We start from the raw sequence: 25616 nt of genomic DNA, 5'->3' as shown, positions 1-25616 counted from the left end.
AGTCGAAAGGCTTCCGGACATCCTGTCCGAGATTGCAGGCGGCCCAAAAGCCTTAATTCATGTGGGCCTGCATGAGACGGGTGAAGACCCGACAACGGAGCGACTGCTCCAATGAAAGGTTCGAACCGTGTTTGCCTTTTGTCTGCGCATCGTTCGGCTTGCCGGCTGATGTGGCGAAAGGGGGCAGGATCCTCGAGCGTCGTTCGGGAGATCCGTTACTGGATGGCCCGGCCGACAAAAGGCAACCAGACGCCTGTCCTCGTGAATGGGAATGTTCCCATCAACAGGATTGGGGTCAACTGGAGATAGGCAGTGGACAGAGCGGAAAAACGCGAACTCGTCACGGGCCTGAACGGTGCGTTCTCGAACGCAGGTTCAGTGGTCGTGGCCCACTATGCCGGTATCACCGTCGCGCAAATGAACGACCTTCGGTCGAAAATGCGCGCCGCCGGTGGCACCGTTAAAGTCGCGAAGAACCGTCTCGCCAAAATCGCTCTTCAGGGCACGGACTCCGCATCGATCATCGAGCTGTTCAAGGGACAGACGCTGATTGCTTATTCGGAGGATCCGATTGCGGCGCCGAAGGTCGCGTCCGATTTCGCCAAGGGAAATGACAAGCTTGTCATTCTCGGCGGCGCAATGGGCACGACCTCGCTCAACGCCGACGGTGTGAAGGCTCTCGCCACACTCCCGTCGCTGGACGAGCTGCGCGGCAGGCTGGTTGGCATGATCGCCACACCGGCAACCCGGATCGCCCAGATCGTCAATGCGCCAGCGGCTTCGGTCGCGCGCGTCATTGGCGCTTATGCCCGGAAGGACGAGGCGGCATGAGGCCGTTCCTCGCTATCAAAAACACACGTTCGAACCTAACGAAGGAATACTACAATGGCTGATCTCGCAAAGATCGTAGACGACCTTTCGAAGCTGACCGTCCTCGAGGCGGCCGAGCTGTCGAAGCTTCTGGAAGAAAAGTGGGGCGTTTCTGCCGCTGCTCCGGTGGCTGTTGCCGCCGCTGGCGGTGGTGCTGCTGCCGCGGCTCCGGTCGAGGAAAAGACGGAATTCGACGTCGTCCTCACCGAAGCTGGCGCTCAGAAGATCAACGTGATCAAGGAAGTTCGCGCCATCACCGGTCTTGGCCTCAAGGAAGCCAAGGACCTGGTCGAGGCGGCTCCGAAGCCGGTCAAGGAAGCCGTTTCCAAGGCCGACGCGGACAAGTTCAAGGCTCAGCTGGAAGCAGCTGGCGCCAAGGTCGAACTTAAGTAAGCGTTTTGATTGTTTGGCGGGCGGCCTCGCGCCGTCCGCCACTCCCTTCGCGTGAAGGGAGGACGCGTAACGCGAGATGTACGAGAACCTCTTTCCTGAGGGCCGGAATTCGGTCTTCAGGAAACGGGTTTTCTCCCGTTTTGGCCAGCCGCCAACAGGCGGCAGGTGAACAGACAAGAGGGTCGCCGCCCAGGTGGCCTAGATGCAAGGCGAGCCGCGGCGAGGCTCGTCCCGAGAATTGAGCTAAGGAGCGACGATGGCCCAGACCCAGACTTTCAATGGCCGCAGACGCGTACGCAAGTTCTTCGGAAAGATCCCGGAAGTTGCGGAGATGCCGAACCTGATCGAGGTTCAGAAGGCATCCTATGACCAGTTCCTCATGGTGGCGGAGCCCAAGGGTGGGCGCCCGGACGAGGGACTTCAAGCCGTTTTCAAGTCGGTCTTCCCGATTCAGGACTTTTCCGGCTCCTCGATGCTGGAGTTCGTGAAGTACGAGTTCGAAGGACCGAAATTCGACGTTGACGAATGCCGTCAGCGCGACCTGACCTATGCCGCGCCGCTGAAGGTGACACTGCGCCTCATCGTGTTCGATATCGACGAGGATACCGGCGCCAAGTCGATCAAGGACATCAAGGAACAGGACGTCTACATGGGCGACATGCCGCTCATGACCCTGAACGGCACGTTCATCGTCAACGGCACCGAGCGCGTCATCGTTTCGCAGATGCACCGTTCGCCGGGCGTCTTCTTCGACCATGACAAGGGCAAGTCGCATTCTTCCGGCAAGCTTCTGTTTGCCGCCCGCGTCATTCCCTATCGCGGTTCGTGGCTCGACATCGAGTTCGACTCCAAGGACGTGGTGCACGCACGCATCGACCGCCGCCGCAAGATTCCGGTGACGTCGCTGCTGATGGCGCTCGGCATGGACGGCGAAGAGATCCTGTCGACCTTCTACAACAAGATCACCTATGTGCGCGCTGGCGACCATTGGCGCATTCCGTTCAACGTCGAGCGTTTCCGCGGCCTCAAGGCTGTCGGCGACCTGGTCGACGCCGATACGGGCGAGATCGTTGTCGAAGCCGGCAAGAAGATCACCGCGCGTCAGGCGAGGGCGCTTGGCGAAAAGGGTCTCAAGGCGATCAAGGCGACCGACGAGGATCTGCTTGGCAACTATCTGGCCGAGGACATCGTCAACTACGGTACCGGCGAGATCTTCCTCGAAGCCGGCGACGAGATCGACGAGAAGACGCTGAAAGTTTTGCTTGGCACGGGCGAAGACGAGATCAAGGTTCTCGACATCGACCACGTCAATGTCGGCGCCTATATCCGCAACACGCTCAACGTCGACAAGAACGAGAGCCGCCAGGACGCACTGTTCGACATCTATCGTGTCATGCGTCCCGGCGAGCCGCCGACGCTCGAGACCGCCGAAGCCATGTTCAACTCGCTGTTCTTCGACAGCGAGCGCTACGATCTGTCGGCCGTCGGCCGCGTCAAGATGAACATGCGCCTCGAGCTCAAGGCCGAGGATACCGTGCGCGTGCTGCGCAAGGACGACATCTTGGCCGTGGTCAGGACGCTGGTTGAACTGCGTGACGGCAAGGGCGAGATCGACGACATCGACAATCTCGGCAACCGCCGCGTGCGTTCGGTCGGCGAGCTGATGGAAAACCAGTACCGCGTCGGCCTGCTGCGCATGGAGCGCGCGATCAAGGAGCGTATGTCCTCGATCGAGATCGACACGGTGATGCCGCAGGATCTGATCAACGCCAAGCCGGCGGCTGCCGCCGTGCGCGAGTTCTTCGGGTCCTCGCAGCTGTCGCAGTTCATGGACCAGACCAACCCGCTGTCGGAGATCACCCACAAGCGTCGTCTCTCGGCGCTTGGACCGGGCGGTCTGACCCGCGAGCGCGCCGGCTTCGAAGTGCGCGACGTGCACCCGACGCATTACGGCCGCATCTGCCCGATCGAGACGCCGGAAGGCCCGAATATCGGTCTGATCAACTCGCTGGCGACCTTCGCGCGCGTCAACAAGTACGGTTTCATCGAGAGCCCGTACCGCAAGATCGTCGACGGCAAGCTGACCAATGACGTCGTCTATCTGTCGGCGATGGAAGAAGCCAAGCACCATGTCGCGCAGGCCAACGCCGAGCTCGACAAGAATGGCGGCTTCGTCGACGAGTTCGTCATTTGCCGCAGTGCCGGCGAAGTGATGATGGCGCCGCGCGAAAACGTCGACCTTATGGACGTGTCGCCGAAGCAGATGGTGTCGGTGGCCGCGGCCCTGATCCCGTTCCTGGAGAACGACGACGCCAACCGCGCTCTGATGGGCTCGAACATGCAGCGTCAGGCCGTGCCGCTGGTGCGCGCCGAAGCGCCGTTCGTCGGCACCGGCATGGAGCCGATCGTCGCCCGTGACTCGGGCGCCGCCATCGGCGCTCGCCGCGGCGGCATCGTCGACCAGGTTGACGCGACGCGTATCGTTATCCGCGCGACCGAAGATCTCGATCCGGGCAAGTCCGGCGTTGATATCTACCGGCTGATGAAGTTCCAGCGTTCGAACCAGAACACCTGCATCAACCAGCGTCCGCTGGTTCGCATGGGTGACCGGGTCAACAAGGGCGACATCATCGCGGACGGTCCGTCGACGGAGCTCGGCGATCTGGCGCTCGGCCGCAACGTACTGGTCGCGTTCATGCCTTGGAACGGCTACAACTACGAGGACTCGATCCTGCTCTCCGAGCGCATCGTGGCCGACGACGTCTTCACCTCGATCCATATCGAGGAGTTCGAGGTCATGGCACGCGATACCAAGCTTGGACCGGAGGAAATCACGCGCGACATTCCGAACGTTTCGGAAGAAGCGCTGAAGAACCTCGACGAAGCCGGCATCGTCTATATCGGTGCCGAAGTTCAGCCGGGCGACATCCTGGTCGGCAAGATCACCCCGAAGGGCGAAAGCCCGATGACGCCGGAAGAGAAGCTTCTGCGCGCCATCTTCGGTGAAAAGGCTTCCGACGTGCGCGACACCTCGATGCGCATGCCTCCGGGCACTTTCGGCACCGTCGTCGAAGTGCGCGTCTTCAATCGCCACGGTGTGGAGAAGGACGAGCGCGCCATGGCGATCGAGCGCGAGGAGATCGAACGCCTCGCCAAGGACCGCGACGACGAGCAGGCGATCCTCGACCGCAACGTCTACTCGCGCCTTTCCGACGTGCTTGTCGGCAAGGAAGCGATTGCGGGACCGAAGGGCTTCAAGAAGGGCTCGACGCTGTCGAAGGACACGCTCGACGAGTATCCGCGTTCGCAGTGGTGGCAGTTTGCCGTGGAGAACGAAAAGCTCCAGAGCGAACTGGAGGCGCTGCGTGGCCAGTACGACGATTCCAAGAAGGCGCTCGAGCAGCGTTTCATGGACAAGGTCGAGAAGGTGCAGCGCGGCGACGAAATGCCTCCGGGCGTCATGAAGATGGTCAAGGTCTTCGTGGCCGTGAAGCGCAAGATGCAGCCGGGCGACAAGATGGCCGGCCGTCACGGCAACAAGGGTGTCGTGTCGCGGATCGTTCCGGTCGAGGACATGCCGTTCCTCGAGGACGGCACGCATGCGGATATCGTGCTCAACCCGCTGGGTGTGCCGAGCCGCATGAATGTCGGCCAGATCCTGGAAACGCATCTGGGCTGGGCTTGCGCCGGCATGGGCAAGAAGATCGGCGAGCTGATCGACGCGTACAAGGTGGCAGGCGACATCAAGCCGCTGCGCAAGACGCTCGAGAGCTTCATCCCGGCCAACGACCGCAACGAGCCGGTGCGTGAATATGACGACGAGAGCATTGTTCGCCTCAGCGAGCAGATGCGTCGCGGCGTCTCCATCGCGACACCGGTGTTCGACGGCGCGCATGAGGCTGACATCAATATCATGCTGGAGCAGGCGGGCCTGCACACCAGCGGTCAGTCGCAGCTCTATGACGGACGCACGGGCGAGCCGTTCGATCGCAAGGTGACGATGGGCTACATCTACATGCTCAAGCTTCACCACCTCGTGGACGACAAGATCCACGCGCGTTCGATCGGTCCGTACTCGCTCGTCACCCAGCAGCCGCTGGGCGGCAAGGCGCAGTTCGGTGGCCAGCGTTTCGGCGAGATGGAGGTCTGGGCGCTGGAAGCCTACGGCGCGGCCTACACGCTGCAGGAAATGCTGACGGTGAAGTCCGACGACGTCGCCGGACGCACCAAGGTCTACGAGGCGATCGTGCGCGGCGACGACACGTTCGAGGCCGGCATTCCGGAGAGCTTCAACGTTCTGGTCAAGGAAATGCGGTCCCTCGGTCTCAATGTCGAATTGGAGAATACCAAGCTCGACGACAACCCTGTCCGGCTGCCCGACGCGGCCGAGTAAGGCAACGGCGCGCCGCGGTAAGTCGCGGCGCGCCTATAAAATTCCACGGCCATTGGCCGACAAAAGACGGCGGGCGTTTGGCCCGCGCTAGATGCAAGGGGTTTTCGAGGACCCCGAAAAGGAGAACGGCATGAACCAAGAGGTCATGAATCTCTTCAATCCCCAGGCGCCGGCGCAGGTGTTCGATTCCATCCGGATTTCGCTCGCCAGCCCTGAGAAGATTCTGTCCTGGTCGTTCGGCGAGATCAAGAAGCCGGAGACCATCAACTATCGTACTTTCAAGCCGGAGCGTGACGGCCTGTTCTGCGCGCGCATTTTTGGTCCGATCAAGGACTATGAGTGCCTGTGCGGCAAGTACAAGCGCATGAAGTACAAGGGCGTCATCTGCGAGAAGTGCGGCGTCGAAGTCACGCTGTCGCGCGTCCGCCGCGAGCGCATGGGCCATATCGAGCTCGCAGCACCGGTCGCCCACATCTGGTTCCTGAAGTCGCTGCCGTCGCGCATCGGCACGCTGCTCGACATGACCTTGAAGGACATCGAGCGCGTCCTCTACTTCGAGAACTACATCGTCACCGAGCCCGGCCTCACCGCACTGAAGGAGCATCAGCTCCTCAGCGAGGAAGAGTACATGATCGCCGTCGACGAGTATGGCGAGGATTCGTTCACCGCCATGATCGGCGCCGAGGCCATCCATGACCTCCTGGCCGGCATGGACCTGGAGAAGATCGCTGGCGACCTGCGTTCGGAACTGGCTTCGACCACGTCTGAGCTCAAGCAGAAGAAGTATCTGAAGCGGCTCAAGGTCGTCGAGAACTTCATGGAATCCGGCAATCGTCCGGAATGGATGATCATGAAGGTGGTCCCGGTGATCCCGCCGGACCTGCGCCCGCTCGTCCCGCTGGACGGCGGCCGCTTCGCCACGTCAGATCTGAACGATCTCTATCGTCGCGTCATCAACCGCAACAACCGTCTGAAGCGGCTGATCGAGCTGCGCGCGCCCGGCATCATCGTGCGCAATGAAAAGCGCATGCTGCAGGAAGCCGTCGATGCGCTGTTCGACAACGGTCGTCGTGGCCGCGTCATCACCGGCGCCAACAAGCGTCCGCTGAAGTCGCTGTCCGACATGCTCAAGGGCAAGCAGGGCCGGTTCCGCCAGAACCTGCTCGGCAAGCGCGTCGACTATTCCGGCCGCTCGGTCATCGTGACCGGTCCGGAGCTCAAGCTGCACCAGTGCGGCCTGCCGAAGAAGATGGCGCTGGAACTGTTCAAGCCCTTCATCTACGCCCGTCTCGACGCCAAGGGTTATTCCTCGACCGTCAAGCAGGCGAAGAAGCTGGTCGAGAAGGAGCGTCCGGAAGTCTGGGATATCCTCGACGAGGTCATCCGCGAGCATCCGGTGCTCCTGAACCGCGCGCCGACGCTGCACCGCCTCGGCATCCAGGCGTTCGAGCCGATCCTGATCGAAGGCAAGGCGATCCAGCTGCATCCGCTGGTCTGCACGGCCTTCAACGCCGACTTCGACGGCGACCAGATGGCCGTTCACGTGCCGCTGTCGCTGGAAGCGCAGCTTGAAGCCCGCGTGCTGATGATGTCGACCAACAACATCCTGCACCCGGCCTCCGGCGCGCCGATCATCGTGCCTTCGCAGGACATGGTTCTCGGTCTCTACTACCTCTCGATCGTCAACCAGAACGAGCCGGGCGAGGGCATGGTGTTTGCCGACATGGGCGAACTCCAGCACGCGCTCGAGACCAAGGCGGTGACGCTGCACTCCAAGATCAAGGGTCGCTTCCGCACGGTCGACGCCGAAGGCAAGGTCGTGTCGAAGATCCATGACACCACGCCTGGCCGCATGATCATCGGCGAGCTTTTGCCGAAGAACGTCAATGTGCCGTATGAGACCGCAAACCAGGAGATGACCAAGAAGAACATCTCCAAGATGATCGACACCGTCTACCGCCATTGCGGTCAGAAGGAGACGGTTATCTTCTGCGATCGCATCATGGCTCTCGGCTTCAGCCATGCCTGCCGCGCCGGCATTTCGTTCGGTAAGGACGACATGCTGATCCCCGATGCCAAGATCAAGCTGGTCTCCGACACCGAGGCTTTGGCCAAGGAATACGAGCAGCAGTACAATGACGGCCTGATCACCCAGGGCGAGAAGTACAACAAGGTTGTCGACGCCTGGGCCAAGTGCTCGGAAAAGGTCGCCGACGAAATGATGGCCCGCATCAAGGCCGTGGAATTCGAGGACAATGGCCGTCAGAAGCCGATGAACTCGATCTACATGATGTCGCACTCCGGTGCGCGTGGCTCGCCCACGCAGATGCGTCAGCTCGCCGGCATGCGCGGCCTCATGGCCAAGCCGTCGGGTGAAATCATCGAGACGCCGATCATCTCGAACTTCAAGGAAGGCCTCACCGTGCTCGAGTACTTCAACTCGACCCACGGCGCCCGCAAGGGTCTGGCCGACACCGCCTTGAAGACGGCGAACTCGGGCTACCTCACCCGTCGTCTGGTCGACGTGGCGCAGGACTGCATCGTCAACTCCGTCGACTGCGGCACCGACAAGGGCCTCACCATGCAGCCGATCGTCGATGCCGGCCAGGTCGTCGCTTCGGTTGGCCAGCGCGTGCTGGGTCGTACGTCGCTCGACGACATCACCCATCCGGTGTCGGGCGAGATTCTGGTCAAGGCCGGAACGCTGATGGACGAGCGTGACGTGGAACAGATCGAAAAGGCCGGCGTCCAGTCGGTTCGCATTCGCTCGGCGCTGACTTGCGAAGTCAGGGTTGGCGTCTGCGCGGTCTGTTACGGTCGCGATCTGGCCCGCGGTACTCCGGTCAACCAGGGTGAAGCCGTTGGCGTCATCGCGGCGCAGTCGATCGGCGAACCGGGCACCCAGCTCACCATGCGTACCTTCCACATGGGCGGTACGGCGCAGGTGGTGGACTCTTCGTTCCTTGAAGCCTCCTATGAGGGCAAGGTGGAGATCCGCAACCGCAACGTGGTGCGCAACTCCGACGGCCAGCAGATGGTCATGGGCCGCAACATGGCGGTGCTGATCCTCGACGAAGCCGGCAAGGAGCGTGCCACGCACCGTGTCACCTATGGTTCGCGTATCTTCGTGGACGATGGCGACAAGGTGAAGCGCGGCCAGCGTATCGCCGAGTGGGATCCCTATACCCGCCCGGTCCTCACCGAAATCGAGGGCAGGGTGTCGTACGAGGATCTGGTCGACGGCATTTCCGTTCAGGAAACGGCCGACGAGTCGACCGGCATCACCAAGCGTGAGGTCATCGACTGGCGCTCGACGCCACGCGGCAACGACCTCAAGCCGGCGATCGCTATTCAGGACTCCAAGGGCAAAGTCGGCAAGCTGTCGAAGGGTGGCGACGCCCGCTTCCTGCTCTCGGTCGAGGCCATTCTCTCGGTCGAGCCGGGCTCTCAGGTTCGTCCCGGCGACGTGCTGGCGCGTATCCCGATGGAAAGCGCCAAGACCAAGGACATCACCGGCGGTCTGCCGCGTGTTGCTGAACTGTTCGAGGCACGTCGTCCGAAGGATCACGCCATCATCGCCGAGATCGATGGCACGATCCGCTTCGGCCGCGACTACAAGAACAAGCGCCGCATCATCATCGAGCCACATGACTCGACGCTTGAGCCTGTCGAATACCTGATCCCGAAGGGCAAGCCGTTCCATCTCCAGGACGGCGACGTCATCGAGAAGGGCGACTACATCCTCGACGGCAATCCTGCGCCGCACGACATCCTGGCGATCAAGGGCGTGGAGGCGCTTGCGTCCTACCTCGTCAACGAGATCCAGGAAGTCTACCGTCTGCAGGGCGTGTCGATCAACGACAAGCACATCGAGGTGATCGTTCGCCAGATGCTGCAGAAGGTCGAGATCACGGTGCAGGGCGACTCGACCTATATCCCGGGCGACCACGTCGACGTGATCGAACTGGAAGAGGTCAACGAGCGCCTGGTCGAGGACGGCAAGAAGCCCGCCGAAGGCCTGCCGGTGCTCTTGGGCATCACCAAGGCTTCGCTGCAGACGCCGTCCTTCATCTCGGCCGCCTCCTTCCAGGAGACGACCAGGGTGCTGACCGAAGCGGCGGTTGCCGGCAAGACCGACATGCTGCAGGGTCTGAAGGAAAACGTCATCGTCGGCCGGCTTATCCCGGCTGGTACGGGTGGCACGATGAGCCAAATCCGGCGCATCGCGACCTCGCGCGACGAACTGATCATCGACGAACGCCGCAAGGCGTCCGGTGTCGAAATCGCCGAGCCGATGCTGGCCGATATGACAACCGCCGCGCAGTAAGCGCGGCGGCCAGAACAAAAAGATAGAGCGGTCGTTTCCGTGAAACGACCGCTCTTGGAATCTCAGGCAACGAGGCCGTCGGGGCAACCCGGCGGCTTTTTTGTTTGGTTATTGGGGGAGCTTCTCGAACCGAAGCAGGTCGCCCGGCTCACAGTCGAGATAGGCGCAGATGCGCTCAAGCGTATCGAACCGGATGCCTTTGACCTTTCCCTGCTTCAGAAGCGAAAGATTGGCCTCGGTGATGCCGATATATTCGGCTAGGTCCTTTGACTTCACATTGCGTTCGGCGAGGACGACGTTGAGCCTGACCCTTATGGGCATGAACGGATCCTCAAATGAATTGCGCGTTTTCTTCAGCGAGCGTCGATGCCTCCGCCATCACCCAGGCGATCACCGCAATGAGACCGGCGGCCAACAACGCGAGCATCGTGTCGCTGCCAAAGCCAAGCGTCAGGCGATGCTGGCCGGCGGGCGCATCTGAACTCAGGAGAACAGAGAGCGCGGCTGCGGAGAATGGTTTCAGCAACACGGATGCTAGCAGACCCAGGGCAAAGTTCCGCAGGCCCTTCACTGGGGCCTGACCAAAGAAGTTCCCGACCGCAAAAGCGTTGAAGCAGCGCCTCGCGGACATCAGCGCCAGGATAAGGCACCCAAGCGGCACGAACGAGATCGCAAACCCCGCGGCTCTTCGGCCCACATCCAGATCCGTCAGCCATTCCCTAGGGATCTGCGCGTCCGCCGCGATAGAGGCCGCGGATGTCGAGAACCAATAGAAGAGAAGACCGAGCGTCAGCAGGGCTGCCAGAAGAAGGCAGCCTCTCGCCAGCATGAGGCTGAAGAACCGGATGCGGTTCAACCTTGCCTGGCGAATGGGATCAGGGGTTGAAGCCATCACGATAGAGTCAGCCATTGGAGCCTCGTTTGCGAAAAGAAATTATTGTTTTACAATAATTATTTTATGCACAATAATACCGCGCGTCAAGATGACGTTCCAACAGGAGAACTCAAATGCCTTCCTCTGATCGCAAGATTGCCGTTGCCATCCTCGGCGCCGTGGCTGCGTCCATGCTGCCCTTTGCCGCCGCTGCTCTTCCATCGACCGCGAAAGGTCAGGTCTCGGTCGGGCAGGTGATGGAGATGATCGCCAAGGCCGACTCAAGCCCAATAGCAAAGCAGACATTGATTGCTTACGTCGCGGGGGTTGGCGAAGCGGCTGGCGTGATCGTCGATACGATCGGTAGCGGCGGCTCGCATCTCGTTTCTTGCAAGAATTCGTTCAGGCTGGACACCGGGACCGTCCGTGCAGCTCTTCAAATGGCAGCACCCCGCCAAAGCAGCTGGTCCGAAACGCCGGCAACGCCATTGATCGTCGCCGATATGGTCAAGCGCGCCGGCTGCCGGATCAAGGATTGAAACAGCGCTGGGCTTGGTCGCGCGGCGCATCGGTCCCGCGATCGCCCTCAACCTGGAACGCCGCATCGAGTGCGGCGTTCCCTTGCAAAATGCCTAATCGAAAAACGCTTCGACCACATTGCGCTTGCCGAGCATGAAGGCGTCGGCGACATGCTGCAGTGGAGCCAGATCGACATCCGAAGCGCCAGCACGGACAATTTCCGCGAAGCGCTTGTAGAGCATCGGATACTCCGCTTCCGGTTCGTCATGGACGACACGGCCGTCGACGATGAGCTTCGAACCGCCCCCGGAAAGCACCATTGCGCCCTTGTCGGTATCGGCCAGGATGTCCCAGCTTTGCGGGCCGGTCTGCAGCCAGTCGAGTTCCATTGTCACCGGCAATCCGTTCGAGGTGCGAAAGGTGACGTGTGCTGCGACCGGGGCCGCGCGGTTCTCGGGAAAATCGAGGATCGCGGAGGTGATGAACATAGCCGGCAGGATATGGGTCGCGATCGACAGCGCGTTGATGCCGGGATCGAAGACGCCGAACCCGCCGGGAGCCCAGATCCAGTCCTGGTTCGGATGCCAGCGGCGCACATCTTCCTTCCAGTTGATGGCGGCCGACTTGATCCTGGTCGAGCCGAGGAAAGCGCGGGCGGCTTCGACCGCCGGCGCATAGCGCGAATGCCAGCTGGCGAACAACGACACGCCGTTTGCGGCCGCCAGCGTCTTCAGGTCCTCGACCTCGCTGACCGTCGCACCGGGTGGCTTTTCCAGGAAGACGTGTTTCTTCGCCAGGAGGGCTGTCCGCGCGGCGTCGTAGCGGAACTGCGGTGGCATGCAGAGTGAAACGGCTTGGAGTTCTGGGGCCGCGTCGAGCATGGCTTCGATGGTTGGGAAATTCGGGATGCCGTCGACCTTGCCATGCCGGCTGGCGGCGGCAACGAGATGGTAGTTCGGGTCTTTCGCCAAAGCCGGAAGATGCTGGTCGCGCACGATCTTGCCGACGCCGACGATGCCTATCTTGATGGGGGACACGGGGGCTCCGTCTGTTGAATTGCTGAGATTTCTTAGCAGAACACCCGCCCCGGACAAGCGGCAGGCGTGCTGTATCTCAGCCCCAGCTTTCCTCGAATTGCAGCGTCAGTCTTTTCCCAGACAGAAAGGACTCGATCGCCGGCTCGAAAGGCGAGGGGTCGAGATTGTTCGCTCTCAGCCATTCGTCCGAGTAATACGTATTGGCATAGCGCTCGCCGGAATCGCAGATCAGCGTCACCAGCGAACCGGCCTCGCCAAGCTCGATCATGCGCGCGGCCTGGAAGCACATGGCGATGAAGTTGGTGCCGGTCGATCCGCCAACACGGCGACCAAGACGGCGCGACAGCACTCGCATTGCCGCAAGCGATACCGCGTCGGGCACCCGCAGCATATGATCGATGACACCGGGCACGAAGGATGGTTCGACGCGGGGCCGGCCGATGCCTTCTATACGCGAGGGTTGCTCGCAGCGGCAGTTGGCGTCCCGAGTGGAAAAACCGCCGAAGAAGGCTGAGCGTTCGACATCGGCGACCGACAGCTGCGTCGCGTGCCGCTTGTAGCGAATGTAACGGCCGATTGTTGCCGTGGTGCCGCCGGTGCCGGCGCTCATCACGACCCAGGCCGGGATAGGATGCGGCTCCTCGCGCATCTGTCCGAAAATGGATTCGGCGATGTTGTTGTTGCCGCGCCAGTCGGTCGCGCGCTCGGCATGGGTGAACTGATCCATGAAGTGGCCGCCAAGCCTTGCGGCAAGTTCGGTGGATTCGGCGTAGATACGCCGGCCATCATCGATGAAGTGGCAATTGCCGCCGTGATGCTCGATCGCCGCGATCTTTTCCGGCGAGGTCGAACGTGGCATGACAGCGTAGAACGGCACGCCGATCATGCGGGCGAAATAGGCTTCCGACACGGCAGTCGAGCCGGAGGAGGCCTCAACGACCGCCGCGTTCTCGCGGACATGTCCATTGCACAAGGCGTAAAGGAAGAGTGACCGCGCGAGTCGGTGCTTGAGGCTGCCCGTGGGATGAGTCGATTCGTCCTTGAGGTAGAAGTCGATGCCGGCCAGTGCCGGCAGGTCCAGCTTCCACAAGTGGGTGTCGGCCGAACGGTGCTGGTCGGCTTCGATCGCGGCGACTGCCCGGTCTGCCCAGGCGCGGGATTGGGGTTTCGCCATTCTCGAGTTGACCATGATGCCTCCGATTGCCCGATTCAGATCGGCCCCATTCCAGATCGGCCCTGCTTCGGATTGGCCCAACTTCAGATTGGAACATCAAAGGTAACGATCGACACTTCGCCTTCGAGCGCGCCCTGGAAAGCGGACAAATGCGGCTCGTCGTCCGGCTCGCCGTCCATATCGCCGATCTGGTCGAGTTCGGCCTCGGCATAACCTTCCGCCGCCAGCGATTCGAGTGCCCTGCGCACTGCCGAATCGTCGTCGGGTGCGACGAGCATGACGTGGACACCTTCCGGCTTGCCGCCTTTGCGCTTCCATACCCGGCCGGTGATGATGGTGACCGGGCGCTCCTCATTGTCGTTCACGGGCTGATTCCTCGTTTCTTGGGCGGGCGAGGGGATTTGGGCTGTTCATGCGGCCTTTTCGCATGAAGCATGGCTTTGCAACAGTCGAAAGCCGGTCACTTTCTTCCTCCTGCTTGCGAAATGGCGAAAGAAAATTACATGCGCTCCATGCATGGCTGCCACGCCACGGGTTGAGCGCAATATTTGGCGCTCCGGGGTTGACGGTTCGCGGTGTTGCGGGTAGAAGCCGGCCAGTCAGAACCGATGTGAGGCTCTCCCGTCCGAAGCGACACGCTTTGGAGTTTGCCTCAAACAGGGTTCACTTTACGAGCGAAAAGACATTTCCGGCGCGCATGAAGCGGTTTCCGCTTCCTCTGCCAATTGTTCGGGCAAGACCGCGAGGCGCGGTTTATGGCCCGAATTTGCGTATGGAATTGACGCTTTGAGCGGCCCTGACTGGGCACGAGACACGGAATTGAGAGACAAGAGGGTTTAATGCCTACCGTCAACCAGCTGATCCGCAAGCCGCGCATTGCGCCGGTGAAGCGCAACAAGGTCCCGGCCATGCAGCAGAACCCGCAGAAGCGGGGCGTCTGCACGCGCGTCTACACCACGACGCCGAAGAAGCCGAACTCGGCGCTTCGCAAGGTGGCCAAGATCCGCCTGACCAATGGTTTTGAGGTGATCGGTTACATCCCCGGCGAAGGTCACAACCTTCAGGAGCACTCCGTGGTGATGATCCGTGGCGGCCGCGTGAAGGATCTTCCGGGCGTTCGCTACCACATCATTCGCGGCGTGCTCGACACGCAGGGCGTGAAGAACCGCAAGCAGCGCCGTTCGAAGTACGGCGCCAAGCGTCCGAAGTAAGATTTTCCGGCCTTCGCGCTTCTTTCCTGCGCAAGGCTACGAGATTGAGAGACAAGAACCATGTCCCGTCGTCACAGTGCAGAAAAGCGTGAGATCAATCCGGACCCGAAGTTCGGCGATCTGATTGTCACCAAGTTCATGAACGCCGTCATGTATGACGGCAAGAAGTCGGTTGCCGAGACCATCGTCTACGGCGCGCTCGACCAGGTCCAGTCCAAGACCAAGCAGGAGCCGGTAACGGTCTTCCATCAGGCGCTCGACAATGTCGCGCCGCATGTGGAAGTGCGTTCGCGCCGCGTTGGTGGTGCGACTTATCAGGTTCCGGTCGATGTGCGCCCTGAGCGTCGCCAGGCATTGGCCATCCGTTGGCTGATCGCTGCCGCTCGCAACCGCAACGAGACCACCATGGTCGACCGCCTCTCCGGCGAGCTGATGGATGCGGCCAACAACCGCGGCACGGCCGTCAAGAAGCGTGAAGACACCCACAAGATGGCTGAAGCCAACCGCGCTTTCGCGCACTACCGCTGGTAAAGCGCGAACGAGACTGAGAGGCAGCTACGATGGCCCGCGAATACAAAATCGAAGACTACCGCAATTTCGGTATCATGGCGCATATTGACGCCGGCAAGACGACGACCACCGAGCGCGTCCTCTATTACACGGGCAAGTCGCACAAGATCGGCGAAGTGCACGATGGTGCTGCCACCATGGATTGGATGGAGCAGGAGCAGGAGCGCGGCATTACGATCACGTCCGCCGCGACCACGACCTTCTGGAAGGGTCGTAGCGGCAAGATGTACCGTTTCAACATCATCGACACTCCCGGCCACGTCGACTTCACCATCGAAGTCGAGCGTTCGCTGCGCGTTCTCGACGGTGCTATCGCTCTTCTCGACGCCAATGCCGGCGTTGAGCCGCAGACGGAAACCGTCTGGCGCCAGGCCGACAAGTACCGCGTTCCGCGCATGATCTTCTGCAACAAGATGGACAAGATCGGCGCTGACTTTTACCGCTCGGTTGAGATGATCGGTTCGCGCCTCGGTGCGCATGCCGTTGTCATGCAGCTGCCGATCGGCGCCGAGACCGAGTTCAAGGGTGTTGTCGATCTGGTCGAGATGAACGCGCTGGTCTGGCGCGATGAATCGCTGGGCGCTGCCTGGGATGTCGTCGAGATCCCGGAAGACCTGAAGGCTCGTGCGGTGGAATACCGCGAGAAGATGATCGAAGCCGCCGTCGAAATGGACGAGACCGCGCTCGAGAACTATCTCGAAGGCAAGATGCCGTCCAACGACGAGATCCGCGCGCTGATCCGCAAGGGCACCATCGCGGTGAAGTTCTATCCGATGTTCTGCGGCTCGGCCTTCAAGAACAAGGGCGTGCAGCCTTTGCTCGACGCCGTCGTCGAATATCTGCCGTCGCCGGCCGATGTTCCCGCCATCAAGGGCGTCGACGCCAAGACCGATGCCGAGATCGAGCGCCATGCCGACGACAGCGAGCCGTTGTCGATGCTTGCCTTCAAGATCATGAACGACCCGTTCGTCGGTTCGCTGACCTTTGCGCGCATCTATTCGGGCAAGCTCACCAAGGGCATCTCGGTCGACAACACCGTGAAGGGCAAGAAGGAGCGCATCGGCCGCATGCTGCAGATGCATGCGAACTCGCGTGCAGACGTCGAAGAAGCTTTTGCTGGCGACATCGTTGCTCTGGCCGGCCTCAAGGACACGACCACTGGTGACACGCTGAGCGATCCGCTGCATCCGGTCATCCTGGAGCGCATGGAATTCCCCGATCCGGTCATCCAGATCGCCATCGAGCCGAAGACCAAGAACGACCAGGAAAAGATGGGCCTCGCCCTTCACCGTCTGGCCGCCGAGGATCCGTCCTTCCGCGTCAAGACCGATGAGGAATCCGGCCAGACCATCATCTCCGGCATGGGCGAGCTCCACCTCGACATCATCGTCGATCGCATGCGTCGCGAGTTCAAGGTCGAGGCCAATGTCGGCGCTCCGCAGGTTGCTTATCGCGAGACGATCACCCGCAAGCACGAGCAGGACTACACGCACAAGAAGCAGACCGGCGGTACCGGTCAGTTCGCCCGCGTCAAGATCGTCTTCGAGCCGAATCCGGACAGCAGCGAATTCGAGTTCGAGACCAAGATCGTCGGCGGCGCCGTGCCGAAGGAATACATCCCGGGTGTCGAAAAGGGCATCAACAGCGTCATGACGTCCGGCCCGTTCGCCGGCTTCCCGATGATCGGCGTCAAGGCGACGCTCATCGACGGCGCCTACCACGATGTAGACTCCAGCGTTCTGGCCTTCGAAATCGCCGGCCGCGCTTGCTTCCGCGAAGCTGCTCCCAAGCTTGGTGTGCAGTTGCTCGAGCCGATCATGAAGGTCGAGGTCGTCACGCCGGAAGATTATGTCGGCAGCGTCATCGGTGACCTGAACGGCCGTCGCGGCCAGATCCAGGGCCAGGAAGCACGTGGTGTCGCGGTGGTTATCAATGCGATGGTGCCGCTGGCCAACATGTTCAAGTATGTCGACAACCTGCGCTCGATGAGCCAAGGCCGCGCGGCCTACACCATGCAGTTCGATCACTACGAGCCGGTCCCGACCGCCGTGGCGACCGAAGTTCAGAAGAAATACGCGTAACTCGAGAGAGTTGCACCAATAACTTAATTCAAGGCCCGCACGGGCTGGCAGGAATGGAGAGATCACATGGCAAAAGGTAAATTCGAGCGTAATAAGCCTCATGTGAACATTGGCACGATTGGCCACGTCGATCATGGCAAGACGTCGCTGACGGCTGCGATCACCAAGTATTTTGGCGAATACAAGCGCTATGACCAGATCGATGCGGCGCCCGAAGAGAAGGCCCGCGGCATCACCATCTCGACGGCGCATGTCGAATACGAGACGGCTGCCCGCCACTATGCCCACGTCGACTGCCCCGGCCACGCCGACTATGTGAAGAACATGATCACCGGTGCCGCGCAGATGGACGGCGCGATCCTGGTTGTGTCGGCCGCCGACGGCCCGATGCCGCAGACCCGCGAGCACATCCTGCTGGCCCGTCAGGTCGGCGTGCCGTCGATCGTGGTGTTCCTGAACAAGGTCGATCAGGTTGACGACGCCGAGCTGCTCGAACTGGTCGAGCTCGAGGTTCGCGAGCTTCTGTCGAAGAACGAGTTCCCCGGCGACGACATTCCGATCGTCAAGGGTTCGGCGCTTGCCGCGCTTGAGGATTCCAACAAGGTGATCGGCGAGGACGCGATCCGCGAGCTGATGGCTGCGGTCGATGCCTACATCCCGACGCCGGTTCGTCCGCTCGACAAGCCGTTCCTGATGCCGATCGAAGACGTGTTCTCGATCTCGGGCCGCGGCACGGTTGTCACCGGTCGCGTCGAGCGCGGCATTGTCAAGGTTGGCGAGGAACTCGAGATCATCGGCATCCGCCCGACGACCAAGACGACCTGCACGGGCGTTGAAATGTTCCGCAAGCTGCTCGACCAGGGCCAGGCGGGCGACAACATCGGCGCGCTGCTGCGTGGCGTTGATCGTGAAGGCGTCGAGCGCGGCCAGGTTCTGGCCAAGCCCGGCACGGTGAAGCCGCACAAGAAGTTCGTGGCCGAAGCCTACATCCTGACCAAGGACGAAGGCGGCCGTCACACGCCGTTCTTCACCAACTACCGTCCGCAGTTCTATTTCCGCACGACGGACGTGACCGGCATCGTGTCGCTGCCGGAAGGCACCGAGATGGTGATGCCCGGCGACAACATCACGGTCGATGTCGAGCTGATCGTGCCGATCGCCATGGAAGAGAAGCTGCGCTTCGCTATCCGTGAGGGCGGCCGCACCGTCGGTGCCGGCATCGTCGTCACCATCAAAGAGTAATTTGGACTTAAACCGATCTGTCGCGGGCGCAGGATATGCCCGCGCCGCGCCAGAACAAGGAAGTGACGCATGAACGGACAGAATATCCGCATCCGCCTGAAGGCGTTTGATCACCGGGTGCTCGACGCCTCGACACGGGAAATCGTATCGACGGCCAAGCGCACCGGCGCAAACGTCCGCGGCCCCATTCCGCTGCCGACGCGGATCGAAAAGTTCACGGTCAACCGGTCGCCTCACGTCGACAAGAAGAGCCGCGAGCAGTTCGAGATGCGCACGCACAAGCGTCTGCTCGACATCGTCGATCCGACCCCGCAGACGGTCGATGCTTTGATGAAGCTCGATCTGGCCGCCGGTGTCGACGTCGAGATCAAGCTTTAAGGAAAGAGCGAGGAAGGGGCGGTGCCCCTGGCCCGGAACTCTAAAGGAATTGAACCGATGCGTTCAGGTGTGATTGCAAAGAAGGTGGGAATGACCCGCATCTATAATGATGCCGGGGAACATGTTCCCGTCACCGTTCTCCAGATGGAGAACTGCCAGGTCGTGGCGCAGCGCACGCAGGAGAAGAATGGCTATACCGCCGTTCAGCTCGGCGTTGGCCTTGCCAAGGTGAAGAATACGTCGAAGGCGATGCGCGGCCATTTCGCGACCGCTTCCGTCGAGCCGAAGGCGAAGGTTGCCGAGTTCCGCGTCTCCGCCGACAACATGATCGATGTCGGCGCCGAGATCACCGTCGACCACTTCGTTGCCGGCCAGAAGGTCGACGTAACGGGCACGACGATTGGTAAGGGTTTCCAGGGTGTCATCAAGCGTCACCACATGGGTGGTGGCCGTGCGACCCACGGTAACTCGGTCTCGCACCGTACGCACGGTTCGACCGGCCAGCGCCAGGACCCGGGCAAGGTGTTCAAGGGCAAGCATATGGCTGGCCACATGGGCGACACCCGCGTCACCACGCAGAATGTCGAGATCGTCTCGACCGACGCCGATCGCGGCCTGATCCTGATCCGCGGTGCGGTTCCGGGTTCCAAGGGCGCCTGGATCCTGGTCCGCGACGCGGCCAAGGTGGCACTGCCGGCCAATGCGCCGAAGCCCGCCGCGATCCGCGCCGCTACGAAGAATGAGGCTCCGGCCACAGAGGGAGCGGAATAATGGATCTCAAGATCACAACGCTTGGTGGCAAGGACGCCGGCAAGGTGGAACTCTCCGAGGAGATTTTCGGCCTGGACCCGCGTGAAGACATTCTGCAGCGCGTCGTGCGCTGGCAGCTTGCCAAGCGGCAGCAGGGTACGCACAAGGCCAAGGGGCGCGCTGAAATCGCCCGCACCGGCGCCAAGATGTACAAGCAGAAGGGTACGGGCCGCGCCCGTCACCATTCGGCACGCGCTCCGCAGTTCCGCGGCGGCGGCAAGGCCCACGGCCCGGTCGTTCGCAGCCACGAACATGAGCTGCCGAAGAAGGTGCGGGCTCTCGGTCTCAAGCATGCTCTCTCGGCCAAGGCCAAGAGCGCCTCGATCATCATCATCGATGAGCTGAAGCTGACCGAGGCCAAGACGAAGGCGCTGATCGCGAATTTCGCGACGCTGGGCCTGACCAACGCCCTGGTGATCGGCGGCGCCGAGCTTGACAAGAATTTCAAGCTGGCGGCCACGAACATCCCGAACATCGACGTGCTGCCCATCCAGGGCATCAACGTCTACGACATTCTGCGTCGCGGCACGCTGGTCCTTTCGAAGGCCGCCGTCGAGGCTCTCGAGGAGCGCTTTAAATGACCGACCTTCGTCACTACGACGTGATCGTCTCGCCGGCGATCACTGAAAAGTCGACCATGGCCTCCGAGCAGAACCAGGTCGTCTTCAACGTCGCCAAGAAGGCGTCGAAGCCGGAAATCAAGGCCGCCGTCGAAGCGCTGTTCGGCGTCAAGGTGATGGCCGTGAACACGCTTGTCCGCAAGGGCAAGATCAAGCGCTTCCGTGGCACGGTTGGCCGCCAGAGCGACGTCAAGAAGGCGATTGTGACGCTGGCCGATGGTCAGTCGATCGACGTCGCGACGGGTCTCTGAGCAAGGCCGCGAGGACAACAACAATGGCACTGAAAAAATTCAACCCGGTAACGCCGAGCACCCGCCAGCTGGTCATCGTCGACCGCTCGGGCCTCTACAAGGGCAAGCCCGTCAAGGGTCTGACCGAAGGCCTGACCAAGTCGGGTGGCCGCAACAACCACGGCCGCATCACGGCCCGCTTCATCGGCGGCGGTCACAAGCGTTCGTACCGCATCATCGACTTCAAGCGTCGCAAGTTCGACGTCGTCGGCACGGTCGAGCGTATCGAATACGATCCGAACCGCACCGCCTTCATCGCGCTGATCAAGTATGACGATGGCGAGCTGTCCTACATCATCGCCCCGCAGCGCCTCGCTCCCGGCGACAAGATCGTGGCCGGCGAAGCAGTCGACGTGAAGCCGGGCAACGCGATGCCGCTGGCGTCGATGCCGGTCGGCACGATCGTCCACAACATCGAGCTGAAGCCGGGCAAGGGCGCCCAGGTTGCGCGCTCGGCGGGCGGCTACGGCCAGCTGGTGGGTCGCGACCAGGGCATGGCGATCCTGCGCCTGAACTCGGGTGAGCAGCGTGTCGTTCACGGTTCCTGCATGGCCACCGTCGGTGCCGTATCCAACCCGGACCACGGCAACATCAACGACGGCAAGGCCGGCCGCACTGTCTGGCGCGGCAAGCGCCCGCACAATCGCGGTGTGACCATGAACCCGGTTGACCACCCGCACGGCGGCGGCGAAGGCCGCACCTCCGGTGGTCGCCATCCGGTTTCCCCGTGGGGCAAGCCGACCAAGGGCAAGAAGACGCGGTCCAACAAGGCGACCGACAAGTTCATCCTGCGCTCGCGCCATCAGCGCAAGAGCTAAGAAGAGGTAACGCCAAGTGACTCGTTCTATTTGGAAAGGCCCCTTCATCGACGGCTACCTTCTCAAGAAGGTGGACAAGGTTCGTGAAGGTGGTCGCAATGAGGTGATCAAGATGTGGAGCCGTCGCTCCACCATCCTGCCGCAGTTCGTCGGCTTCACCTTCGGTGTCTATAACGGCCAGAAGCATGTTCCCGTCTCGGTGAACGAGGACATGGTCGGTCACAAGTTCGGTGAATTCGCTCCGACCCGGACCTATTACGGTCACGGCGCGGATAAGAAGGCGAAGAGGAAATAATCATGGGCAAGGCCAAAGCTCCGCGCAGGCTTGCTGATAACGAAGCGCGCGCCGTATTGCGCACGATCCGTATCAGCCCGCAGAAGCTGAACCTCGTTGCCGCGCTGATCCGCGGCAAGAAGGTCGCGACAGCGCTTTCCGATCTCGAATTCTCGGCCAAGCGGATTTCCGGCACGGTCAAGAAGACTCTGGAATCGGCGATCGCCAACGCGGAAAACAACCACGACCTCGACGTCGATGCTCTGATCGTGGCGGAAGCCTATGTCGGCAAGTCGATCGTCATGAAGCGGTTCCATGCCCGTGGTCGTGGTCGCGCCAGCCGTATCGAGAAGCCGTTCTCGCACCTCACGATCGTTGTTCGTGAAGTCGAAGAAAAAGGGGAGGCCGCATAATGGGTCAGAAAGTCAATCCGATCGGTCTGCGCCTCGGCATCAACCGTACCTGGGATTCGCGCTGGTTCGCGAACACTGGCGAGTACGGCAAGCTGCTGCATGAGGACATCAAGATCCGCAAGTATCTTGAGAAGGAACTGAAGCAGGCCGCGATCTCGAAGGTCGTGATCGAGCGCCCGCACAAGAAGTGCCGCGTCACCATCCATGCGGCGCGCCCGGGTCTGATCATCGGCAAGAAGGGCGCCGACATCGAGAAGCTTCGCAAGAAGCTGATGGAGATGACGAAGTCCGAGACGCACCTCAACATCGTTGAAGTGCGCAAGCCGGAAATCGACGCGACGCTGGTTGCCCAGTCGATCGCTCAGCAGCTCGAGCGCCGTATCGCGTTCCGTCGCGCCATGAAGCGCGCGGTGCAGTCGGCGATGCGCCTCGGTGCCGAAGGCATCCGCATCAACTGCTCGGGCCGTCTCGGCGGTGCTGAAATCGCGCGCATGGAATGGTATCGCGAAGGCCGCGTGCCGCTGCATACGCTGCGCGCCGATGTCGACTACGGCACGGCCGAAGCACATACCGCCTACGGCATTTGCGGCGTCAAGGTCTGGGTGTTCAAGGGCGAGATCCTTGAGCATGACCCGATGGCCTCGGAGCGTCGCGCGACCGAAGGCGATCATTCGCATGGCGGCGGCGGTGGTGGTGGTGATCGCGAACGCGGTCGTCGTCGCGAAAACGCCTAAGACAGTTAGGAATTTGGAGTTAGAACGATGCTGCAGCCAAAGCGCACAAAGTTCCGTAAGCAGTTCAAGGGCCGTATCCATGGCACCGCAAAGGGCGGTACCAATCTGGATTTCGGTGGTTTCGGGCTGAAGGCGCTTGAGCCGAACCGCGTCACCGCACGCGAGATCGAGGCGGCCCGCCGCGCGATCACTCGTGAGATGAAGCGTGCCGGCCGCGTCTGGATCCGTATTTTCCCGGACGTGCCGGTCACTTCGAAGCCGACCGAAGTCCGCATGGGTAAGGGCAAGGGTGCTGTTGACTATTGGGCGGCGCGCGTTAAGCCGGGCCGCATCATGTTCGAGATCGACGGCGTCAACGAGGAAACCGCCCGCGAGGCGCTGCGTCTCGGCGCGGCGAAGCTCTCGGTCAAGACGCGCTTCGTGCAGCGCATCGCAGAATAAGGACGGGCTGATCATGAAAGCCGAAGACATCCGGACCAAGACCCAGGACCAGCTGACCGACGACCTGGCCAGCCTGAAGAAGGAGCAGTTCAACCTGCGCTTTCAGAAGGCGACCGGCCAGCTTGAGAAGACCGCGCGCGTGAAGATCGTCCGTAGGGACATCGCGCGCATCAAGACCATCGCTGCGGAAAAGTCCGCGGCTAAGAAGGCTTAAGGACGAAAACCATGCCAAAGCGCATTCTGCAGGGCACCGTCGTCAGCGACAAGAACGAGAAGACGGTTGTCGTCAAGGTCGAACGGCGCTTCACGCATCCCGTGATGAAGAAGACCGTGCGCATGACCAAGAAGTACAAGGCGCACGACGAGAACAACGCCCACAAGGTTGGCGATCAGGTGTTCATCCAGGAATCGAAGCCGATTTCCAAGGATAAGCGCTGGATCGTCGTGTCTTCGGACCAGGCGTAAACAAACGAATTTTGGACAGACCGGGGAGGGGCTATGAGCCCATCCCGTTAGAAAAGAAGAAGGCGGCCAGTCATGATTCAGATGCAAACAAACCTCGACGTCGCGGATAATTCCGGCGCCCGTCGTGTCATGTGCATCAAGGTGCTGGGCGGCTCGAAGCGGAAATACGCTTCCGTGGGCGACATCATCGTGGTGTCGATCAAGGAAGCCATTCCGCGCGGCCGCGTTAAGAAGGGCGATGTGATGAAGGCGGTCGTGGTTCGCACGGCCAAGGACATCCGCCGCCCGGACGGCAGCGTGATCCGTTTCGACAAGAACGCGGCCGTTCTCGTCGACAACAAGAAAGAGCCGATCGGCACGCGTATCTTCGGACCGGTTCCGCGCGAACTTCGCGCCAAGAACCACATGAAGATCATCTCGCTCGCGCCTGAAGTGCTGTAAGGAGCCGGACCAATGCAAAAGATTAGAAAAGGCGACAAGGTCGTCGTGCTGGCCGGCAAGGACAAGGGCCGTTCGGGCGAAGTCCTTTCGGTTCAGCCGAAGGAAGACACCGCGCTGGTGCGCGGCGTCAACATGATCCGTCGTCACCAGAAGCAGTCCCAGTCCCAAGAGGGCGGGATCATCACCAAGGAAGCGCCGATCCAGCTGTCGAACATCGCGCTGGCCGACCCCAAGGATGGCAAGCCGACCCGCGTCGGCTTCGTCTTCCAGAAGGACGGCAAGAAGGTGCGCGTCGCCAAGCGCTCGGGAGAAGTCATCAATGGCTAAGGCTGAAAGCAAGCAGGCAACTGCTAACAACGTGCCGCGCCTCAAGAAGGTCTACAACGAGACCATTCGCAAGGCACTGCTGGAGCAGTTCGGCTACGACAACGAGATGCAGGTTCCGCGCATCGACAAGATCGTGCTGAACATGGGCGTCGGCGAAGCCACCGCAGATTCGAAGAAGCCTTCGATCGCTGCGGAAGATCTCGCGATGATCGCCGGCCAGAAGGCCGTCGTCACCCGCGCCCGCAATTCGATCGCCGGCTTCAAGGTCCGCGAGAAGATGCCGATCGGCGCCAAGGTCACGCTGCGCAAGGAACGCATGTACGAGTTCCTCGACCGCCTCGTGAACATCGCGCTGCCGCGCGTTCGCGACTTTCGCGGACTGAATCCGAAGAGCTTCGATGGCCGTGGCAACTATGCCATGGGCATCAAGGAACACATCGTGTTCCCGGAGATCAACTACGACAAGGTTGATCAGATCTGGGGCATGGACGTCATCGTTTGTACGACTGCGAAGACGGACGACGAAGCCAGGGCATTGCTCAAGGCCTTCAACTTCCCCTTCCGCCAGTAACGGCAGCGAGAAAAGGAAAAATCTGAAATGGCAAAGACCAGCTCAGTCGAGAAGAACAACAGGCGCCGGAAGCTTGTGGACCAGTACGCTGCCAAGCGTGGGGCCCTCAAGGCGATCATCATGGATCAGTCCAAGCCGATGGAAGAGCGCTTCCGCGCCCAGTTGAAGCTTGCGGCGATGCCGCGCAACTCGGCCAAGATCCGCATCCGCAACCGCTGCGAAGTCACCGGCCGTCCGCGTGCCTACTATCGCAAGCTCAAGGTATCGCGCATCGCGCTTCGTGATCTCGGCAACAACGGCCAGATCCCGGGCCTGGTCAAGTCGAGCTGGTAAGGAGGACATA

29 protein-coding genes are annotated in these 25616 nt (G+C 61.3%); 24 read left to right on the top strand and 5 right to left on the bottom strand.

Features of this window, described 5'->3' with window-relative positions:
- The first annotated feature begins 312 nt into the window (after positions 1-312).
- From rplJ to rpoC, 4 genes are all read left to right on the top strand, one after another.
- Entirely contained in the window at positions 313-831 is a 519-nt protein-coding gene (gene rplJ, locus ABVQ20_RS08125; protein WP_354459002.1) for a 50S ribosomal protein L10, read from the top strand.
- Positions 832-885: 54 nt separating this feature from the next.
- Complete coding sequence (rplL, locus tag ABVQ20_RS08120; RefSeq protein ID WP_027038853.1) at positions 886-1263, top strand: 50S ribosomal protein L7/L12; 378 nt, start codon at positions 886-888, stop codon at positions 1261-1263.
- A gap of 256 nt (positions 1264-1519) precedes the next feature.
- The gene (gene rpoB, locus ABVQ20_RS08115) at positions 1520-5656 is read left to right on the top strand and encodes a DNA-directed RNA polymerase subunit beta (protein ID WP_354459001.1); all 4137 of its coding nucleotides are present in this window, start codon (positions 1520-1522) and stop codon (positions 5654-5656) included.
- Between the two features lie 130 nt (positions 5657-5786).
- Positions 5787-9983, top strand: a complete 4197-nt coding sequence (gene rpoC, locus ABVQ20_RS08110; protein WP_354459000.1) for a DNA-directed RNA polymerase subunit beta' — start codon at positions 5787-5789, stop codon at positions 9981-9983.
- Between the two features lie 108 nt (positions 9984-10091).
- Here rpoC and ABVQ20_RS08105 read toward each other — a convergent pair whose 3' ends face one another.
- Both ABVQ20_RS08105 and ABVQ20_RS08100 read right to left on the bottom strand, forming a co-directional pair.
- Positions 10092-10304 (bottom strand): helix-turn-helix domain-containing protein, encoded by a 213-nt coding sequence (locus ABVQ20_RS08105; protein WP_354458999.1) that lies wholly within the window; start codon positions 10302-10304, stop codon positions 10092-10094.
- A gap of 10 nt (positions 10305-10314) precedes the next feature.
- A complete protein-coding gene (locus tag ABVQ20_RS08100; protein WP_354458998.1) occupies positions 10315-10893 on the bottom strand; it encodes a DUF2975 domain-containing protein in 579 nt (192 codons plus the stop codon).
- 98 nt (positions 10894-10991) lie between these two features.
- On the opposite strand from ABVQ20_RS08100, the gene ABVQ20_RS08095 reads away from it, so the two are divergent.
- On the top strand, positions 10992-11396 hold the full coding sequence (locus ABVQ20_RS08095) for a chlorophyllide reductase (RefSeq protein ID WP_354458997.1): 405 nt from the start codon (positions 10992-10994) through the stop codon (positions 11394-11396).
- 93 nt (positions 11397-11489) lie between these two features.
- Here the strand turns inward: ABVQ20_RS08095 and ABVQ20_RS08090 are convergent, their stop codons facing one another.
- The 3 genes from ABVQ20_RS08090 to ABVQ20_RS08080 form a co-directional block, all read right to left on the bottom strand.
- Positions 11490-12413 (bottom strand): Gfo/Idh/MocA family protein, encoded by a 924-nt coding sequence (locus ABVQ20_RS08090; protein ID WP_354458996.1) that lies wholly within the window; start codon positions 12411-12413, stop codon positions 11490-11492.
- 76 nt (positions 12414-12489) lie between these two features.
- Positions 12490-13602 carry a PLP-dependent cysteine synthase family protein gene (locus ABVQ20_RS08085; protein ID WP_354458995.1) on the bottom strand — a complete coding sequence of 371 codons (1113 nt, stop codon included), beginning with the start codon at positions 13600-13602 and terminating at the stop codon, positions 12490-12492.
- Between the two features lie 68 nt (positions 13603-13670).
- Positions 13671-13952 carry a transcriptional regulator gene (locus ABVQ20_RS08080; RefSeq protein WP_354458994.1) on the bottom strand — a complete coding sequence of 94 codons (282 nt, stop codon included), beginning with the start codon at positions 13950-13952 and terminating at the stop codon, positions 13671-13673.
- A 474-nt stretch (positions 13953-14426) separates the two neighbouring features.
- On the opposite strand from ABVQ20_RS08080, the gene rpsL reads away from it, so the two are divergent.
- The 19 genes from rpsL (at position 14427) to rpsN (ending at position 25606) form a co-directional block, all read left to right on the top strand.
- Positions 14427-14798 (top strand): 30S ribosomal protein S12, encoded by a 372-nt coding sequence (rpsL, locus tag ABVQ20_RS08075; RefSeq protein ID WP_006333356.1) that lies wholly within the window; start codon positions 14427-14429, stop codon positions 14796-14798.
- A 60-nt stretch (positions 14799-14858) separates the two neighbouring features.
- On the top strand, positions 14859-15329 hold the full coding sequence (gene rpsG / locus ABVQ20_RS08070) for a 30S ribosomal protein S7 (protein WP_008875664.1): 471 nt from the start codon (positions 14859-14861) through the stop codon (positions 15327-15329).
- 29 nt (positions 15330-15358) lie between these two features.
- Positions 15359-17449 carry an elongation factor G gene (fusA, locus tag ABVQ20_RS08065; RefSeq protein WP_354458993.1) on the top strand — a complete coding sequence of 697 codons (2091 nt, stop codon included), beginning with the start codon at positions 15359-15361 and terminating at the stop codon, positions 17447-17449.
- 66 nt (positions 17450-17515) lie between these two features.
- Positions 17516-18691, top strand: a complete 1176-nt coding sequence (gene tuf, locus ABVQ20_RS08060; RefSeq protein ID WP_354458992.1) for an elongation factor Tu — start codon at positions 17516-17518, stop codon at positions 18689-18691.
- Positions 18692-18760: 69 nt separating this feature from the next.
- Positions 18761-19069 carry a 30S ribosomal protein S10 gene (gene rpsJ, locus ABVQ20_RS08055; RefSeq protein ID WP_006205468.1) on the top strand — a complete coding sequence of 103 codons (309 nt, stop codon included), beginning with the start codon at positions 18761-18763 and terminating at the stop codon, positions 19067-19069.
- Between the two features lie 57 nt (positions 19070-19126).
- Positions 19127-19840 carry a 50S ribosomal protein L3 gene (gene rplC, locus ABVQ20_RS08050; protein ID WP_227347682.1) on the top strand — a complete coding sequence of 238 codons (714 nt, stop codon included), beginning with the start codon at positions 19127-19129 and terminating at the stop codon, positions 19838-19840.
- Positions 19840-20460 (top strand): 50S ribosomal protein L4, encoded by a 621-nt coding sequence (gene rplD / locus ABVQ20_RS08045; protein ID WP_354458991.1) that lies wholly within the window; start codon positions 19840-19842, stop codon positions 20458-20460. The genes rplC and rplD overlap by 1 nt, the downstream gene beginning before the upstream one ends.
- On the top strand, positions 20457-20750 hold the full coding sequence (locus ABVQ20_RS08040; protein WP_023757976.1) for a 50S ribosomal protein L23: 294 nt from the start codon (positions 20457-20459) through the stop codon (positions 20748-20750). Before rplD ends, ABVQ20_RS08040 begins: the two co-directional genes overlap by 4 nt.
- Positions 20751-20773: 23 nt before the next feature.
- Entirely contained in the window at positions 20774-21607 is an 834-nt protein-coding gene (rplB, locus tag ABVQ20_RS08035) for a 50S ribosomal protein L2 (RefSeq protein ID WP_015317983.1), read from the top strand.
- 16 nt (positions 21608-21623) lie between these two features.
- Positions 21624-21902: a 30S ribosomal protein S19 gene (gene rpsS, locus ABVQ20_RS08030; RefSeq protein ID WP_006205463.1), complete on the top strand. Its 279-nt coding sequence runs from the start codon at positions 21624-21626 to the stop codon at positions 21900-21902.
- A 2-nt stretch (positions 21903-21904) separates the two neighbouring features.
- Positions 21905-22294 carry a 50S ribosomal protein L22 gene (gene rplV / locus ABVQ20_RS08025; RefSeq protein ID WP_006205462.1) on the top strand — a complete coding sequence of 130 codons (390 nt, stop codon included), beginning with the start codon at positions 21905-21907 and terminating at the stop codon, positions 22292-22294.
- Complete coding sequence (rpsC, locus tag ABVQ20_RS08020) at positions 22294-23028, top strand: 30S ribosomal protein S3 (protein ID WP_227347680.1); 735 nt, start codon at positions 22294-22296, stop codon at positions 23026-23028. The genes rplV and rpsC overlap by 1 nt, the downstream gene beginning before the upstream one ends.
- 27 nt (positions 23029-23055) lie before the next feature.
- Positions 23056-23469 carry a 50S ribosomal protein L16 gene (rplP, locus tag ABVQ20_RS08015; protein ID WP_013531427.1) on the top strand — a complete coding sequence of 138 codons (414 nt, stop codon included), beginning with the start codon at positions 23056-23058 and terminating at the stop codon, positions 23467-23469.
- Positions 23470-23482: 13 nt separating this feature from the next.
- Positions 23483-23683, top strand: coding sequence for a 50S ribosomal protein L29 (rpmC, locus tag ABVQ20_RS08010; protein ID WP_227347679.1), 201 nt, complete (start codon positions 23483-23485; stop codon positions 23681-23683).
- Positions 23684-23694: 11 nt separating this feature from the next.
- Positions 23695-23934, top strand: coding sequence for a 30S ribosomal protein S17 (gene rpsQ, locus ABVQ20_RS08005; RefSeq protein WP_010909280.1), 240 nt, complete (start codon positions 23695-23697; stop codon positions 23932-23934).
- 72 nt (positions 23935-24006) lie between these two features.
- Complete coding sequence (gene rplN / locus ABVQ20_RS08000; protein ID WP_006205457.1) at positions 24007-24375, top strand: 50S ribosomal protein L14; 369 nt, start codon at positions 24007-24009, stop codon at positions 24373-24375.
- Between the two features lie 12 nt (positions 24376-24387).
- Positions 24388-24702, top strand: a complete 315-nt coding sequence (gene rplX / locus ABVQ20_RS07995) for a 50S ribosomal protein L24 (protein WP_227347678.1) — start codon at positions 24388-24390, stop codon at positions 24700-24702.
- On the top strand, positions 24695-25273 hold the full coding sequence (gene rplE / locus ABVQ20_RS07990) for a 50S ribosomal protein L5 (RefSeq protein ID WP_227347677.1): 579 nt from the start codon (positions 24695-24697) through the stop codon (positions 25271-25273). Before rplX ends, rplE begins: the two co-directional genes overlap by 8 nt.
- A gap of 27 nt (positions 25274-25300) precedes the next feature.
- Positions 25301-25606 (top strand): 30S ribosomal protein S14, encoded by a 306-nt coding sequence (gene rpsN, locus ABVQ20_RS07985; protein ID WP_227347676.1) that lies wholly within the window; start codon positions 25301-25303, stop codon positions 25604-25606.
- Positions 25607-25616 lie beyond the last annotated feature (10 nt).

The sequence above is a fragment of the Mesorhizobium shangrilense genome, from assembly GCF_040537815.1.
In the GTDB taxonomy this organism is placed as follows: Bacteria; Pseudomonadota; Alphaproteobacteria; order Rhizobiales; family Rhizobiaceae; genus Mesorhizobium; species Mesorhizobium shangrilense.
This window is presented reverse-complemented; position numbering and strand designations above follow the sequence as displayed.

What these genes read in the sequence shown, in the direction of transcription:
- tuf (WP_354458992.1), top strand. Translation starts at nt 17,516, where the DNA reads ATGGCAAAAGGTAAATTCGAGCGTAATAAGCCTCATGTGAACATTGGC.
- fusA (WP_354458993.1), top strand. Translation starts at nt 15,359, where the DNA reads ATGGCCCGCGAATACAAAATCGAAGACTACCGCAATTTCGGTATCATG.
- rplV (WP_006205462.1), top strand. Translation starts at nt 21,905, where the DNA reads ATGGGCAAGGCCAAAGCTCCGCGCAGGCTTGCTGATAACGAAGCGCGC.
- rplL (WP_027038853.1), top strand. Translation starts at nt 886, where the DNA reads ATGGCTGATCTCGCAAAGATCGTAGACGACCTTTCGAAGCTGACCGTC.
- rplX (WP_227347678.1), top strand. Translation starts at nt 24,388, where the DNA reads ATGCAAAAGATTAGAAAAGGCGACAAGGTCGTCGTGCTGGCCGGCAAG.
- rpoB (WP_354459001.1), top strand. Translation starts at nt 1,520, where the DNA reads ATGGCCCAGACCCAGACTTTCAATGGCCGCAGACGCGTACGCAAGTTC.
- rpsC (WP_227347680.1), top strand. Translation starts at nt 22,294, where the DNA reads ATGGGTCAGAAAGTCAATCCGATCGGTCTGCGCCTCGGCATCAACCGT.
- rpsJ (WP_006205468.1), top strand. Translation starts at nt 18,761, where the DNA reads ATGAACGGACAGAATATCCGCATCCGCCTGAAGGCGTTTGATCACCGG.
- ABVQ20_RS08085 (WP_354458995.1), bottom strand. Translation starts at nt 13,602, where the DNA reads ATGGTCAACTCGAGAATGGCGAAACCCCAATCCCGCGCCTGGGCAGAC.
- rpsN (WP_227347676.1), top strand. Translation starts at nt 25,301, where the DNA reads ATGGCAAAGACCAGCTCAGTCGAGAAGAACAACAGGCGCCGGAAGCTT.
- rpmC (WP_227347679.1), top strand. Translation starts at nt 23,483, where the DNA reads ATGAAAGCCGAAGACATCCGGACCAAGACCCAGGACCAGCTGACCGAC.
- rpsQ (WP_010909280.1), top strand. Translation starts at nt 23,695, where the DNA reads ATGCCAAAGCGCATTCTGCAGGGCACCGTCGTCAGCGACAAGAACGAG.
- rplC (WP_227347682.1), top strand. Translation starts at nt 19,127, where the DNA reads ATGCGTTCAGGTGTGATTGCAAAGAAGGTGGGAATGACCCGCATCTAT.
- ABVQ20_RS08100 (WP_354458998.1), bottom strand. Translation starts at nt 10,893, where the DNA reads ATGGCTGACTCTATCGTGATGGCTTCAACCCCTGATCCCATTCGCCAG.
- rplB (WP_015317983.1), top strand. Translation starts at nt 20,774, where the DNA reads ATGGCACTGAAAAAATTCAACCCGGTAACGCCGAGCACCCGCCAGCTG.
- rplN (WP_006205457.1), top strand. Translation starts at nt 24,007, where the DNA reads ATGATTCAGATGCAAACAAACCTCGACGTCGCGGATAATTCCGGCGCC.
- ABVQ20_RS08095 (WP_354458997.1), top strand. Translation starts at nt 10,992, where the DNA reads ATGCCTTCCTCTGATCGCAAGATTGCCGTTGCCATCCTCGGCGCCGTG.
- rpsG (WP_008875664.1), top strand. Translation starts at nt 14,859, where the DNA reads ATGTCCCGTCGTCACAGTGCAGAAAAGCGTGAGATCAATCCGGACCCG.
- rpoC (WP_354459000.1), top strand. Translation starts at nt 5,787, where the DNA reads ATGAACCAAGAGGTCATGAATCTCTTCAATCCCCAGGCGCCGGCGCAG.
- ABVQ20_RS08105 (WP_354458999.1), bottom strand. Translation starts at nt 10,304, where the DNA reads ATGCCCATAAGGGTCAGGCTCAACGTCGTCCTCGCCGAACGCAATGTG.
- rpsL (WP_006333356.1), top strand. Translation starts at nt 14,427, where the DNA reads ATGCCTACCGTCAACCAGCTGATCCGCAAGCCGCGCATTGCGCCGGTG.
- ABVQ20_RS08040 (WP_023757976.1), top strand. Translation starts at nt 20,457, where the DNA reads ATGACCGACCTTCGTCACTACGACGTGATCGTCTCGCCGGCGATCACT.
- rplP (WP_013531427.1), top strand. Translation starts at nt 23,056, where the DNA reads ATGCTGCAGCCAAAGCGCACAAAGTTCCGTAAGCAGTTCAAGGGCCGT.
- rplD (WP_354458991.1), top strand. Translation starts at nt 19,840, where the DNA reads ATGGATCTCAAGATCACAACGCTTGGTGGCAAGGACGCCGGCAAGGTG.
- rplE (WP_227347677.1), top strand. Translation starts at nt 24,695, where the DNA reads ATGGCTAAGGCTGAAAGCAAGCAGGCAACTGCTAACAACGTGCCGCGC.